This is a genomic window from Actinoplanes sp. NPDC048791, from assembly GCF_040650095.1.
GTDB lineage: Bacteria > Actinomycetota > Actinomycetes > Mycobacteriales > Micromonosporaceae > Actinoplanes.
Map to the genome: position 1 here is coordinate 1 of NZ_JBEZGQ010001384.1, position 1813 is coordinate 1813.

Genomic DNA, 1813 nt, shown 5'->3' on the forward strand with positions numbered 1-1813 from the left:
GCCGGCAGGCCGGGCCGGGCCCGGTGGTGGGCCAGGTCGCCCAGCGTGGCGGCCAGCCGGGGCAGGCCGTTGACACACGGGCCGCACTGGCCCGCCACCTCGCCGGCCAGGTATCCGGCGATCCGGGCGGTCTCGGCCAGGCCGCACACGTGGGCCGGGAGCGCGAGCACGATGCCCGCGCCCGGGGACGCGCCCAGCGGGGTCAGTGCCGCCCGGCTCACCTCGATCCCGGGCCGGGCCGGGACCCAGCCGCCGTGGTAGCCGCCGAGCAGCACAGCCTGCAGTGGAGCCGTCGCGCCGCCCGCCGCGTCGACGAGGTCACCGAGCGGGACGCCGTACCCGGCCTCGATCACGCCGGGCGCACGCACCGCGCCGCCGACCGTCGCCAGGAAGGTGCCCGGCTCGTCGGGCGTGCCCGCGGCGCGGAACCAGCCGGGACCGTGCCGGGCGATCAGCGCCAGGTGGGCCAGCGTCTCGACGTTCTGCACGAGCGTCGGCGCCCCGCCCACCCCGGAGTCGGTGATCCGCACCAGCTTGTCGGCGGGCACGGCAGGCCGTCCCGAGACGGCGGCGACCACCGCCGATTCCTCCCCGGCCACGAAGGACTGCGGCGCGACGGTCACGGTGACCGGCACCCGGTCCAGGCCGGCCCCGCGCCGCGCGGCCAGGGCCGCCCTGACCCCGTCGGCCGAGGCCGCCGCGACATAGAGATGGGCGGTACGCGCCCCGAGCCCACCGGCCGCGAGCTGCAGGCCGTCCAGGACCAGATGCGGCTGGTACGCGAGCAGCGCCCGGTCCTTGCCACTGGCCGGCTCCCCCTCGGCGCCGTTCGCCACGACCACCGGCGTACCCCCGGCCCGGCGCACCGCCTCGACCTTGCGCCACGTGGGGAAGCCGGCCCCACCGCGACCGGTCAGCCCGGCGGCGCGCAGCAGTTCGACGAGCTGCTCGGCGTTGAGCACCGGCGCGCGTCCGTGCCGGCCGAGATGGGTGTCGAGCCGGCCGTCGTTGTCACCGGCGAGCAGGCGCAGCCGCACTCCGCCGGGGGCGTCCACCGTGGTCATCGGACCTCCTGAGGGGTGCGGACCCGGCGCGGGACGCGGGCGGGAAACCGGGCGAACGAGGGCGTGAACCGCCACGCGACAGCGGCCAGGACGAGCGCGGTGCTGAGCACCAGCACGCTTCGCAGCCACCAGCTCGCCGCGTCCGTGCCGGTCTGCCAGCCGTGCAGCAGGGAGATCGGCCAGCACAGGTACGCCAGCCAGTGCACGAGCCGCCACCCCCGCACGCCGAGCCGGTGCCGCAGCAGGCTGGTGGCGATGAGGGCGAGCACCAGGTCGAAGGCCAGCGTGCCCAGCCCCAGCCAGAACGGCCGGTATTCGCCGGCGAACGGCACCACCAGATCGAAGAAGCGCAGCTGCGCGTACGGGTCGAACCAGAGACTGACCACGTGCACGACGAGCAGCGCGACGGCCAGCAGCGCGGCGTTGCGGTGCAGCATGTTGACCGCGAAGCGGGGCAGCCCGAAGGCCGTCCGCCCGGAGCGCGCGCCGATGCCCAGCGCCACCACGATCGAGAGCAGGACGAGCGAGACGACCCCGCTGCCCCGCCCGAGGTACCACAGCGCGTCGGTCATGCCGGCCACCCGCCCAGCCGCAGCACGTCCAGCTCCGGGGTGACCAGCCGGGCGGGCTCACCGCGGAGCAGCTCCGGCGCCGCGTGGCCGCGCACGACCGCAGCCGTGCTCAGTGTGTTGGCGCGCAGGCACGAGGACGCCGCGACGGAGACCGTCCGCCACACCCGGGGCGCGGGC

At 76.7% G+C, this 1813-nt stretch carries 2 protein-coding genes and 1 pseudogene; all 3 read right to left on the bottom strand.

Features of this window, described 5'->3' with window-relative positions:
• The coding region (locus AB0C29_RS46575) for an NADH-quinone oxidoreductase subunit I (protein WP_360834557.1) at positions 1-1064 on the bottom strand (1064 nt) is incomplete at its 3' end.
• Entirely contained in the window at positions 1061-1636 is a 576-nt protein-coding gene (locus AB0C29_RS46580; protein WP_360834559.1) for a ferric reductase-like transmembrane domain-containing protein, read from the bottom strand. The genes AB0C29_RS46575 and AB0C29_RS46580, both read right to left, overlap by 4 nt.
• Positions 1633-1813 (bottom strand): annotated as a pseudogene (locus AB0C29_RS46585) (FAD:protein FMN transferase); the annotation flags it as partial. The pseudogene AB0C29_RS46585 and the gene AB0C29_RS46580, both read right to left, overlap by 4 nt.

Bases quoted from the DNA above. Each gene is read 5' to 3' on its own strand.
- AB0C29_RS46580 (WP_360834559.1), bottom strand. From the start codon at position 1,636: ATGACCGACGCGCTGTGGTACCTCGGGCGGGGCAGCGGGGTCGTCTCG.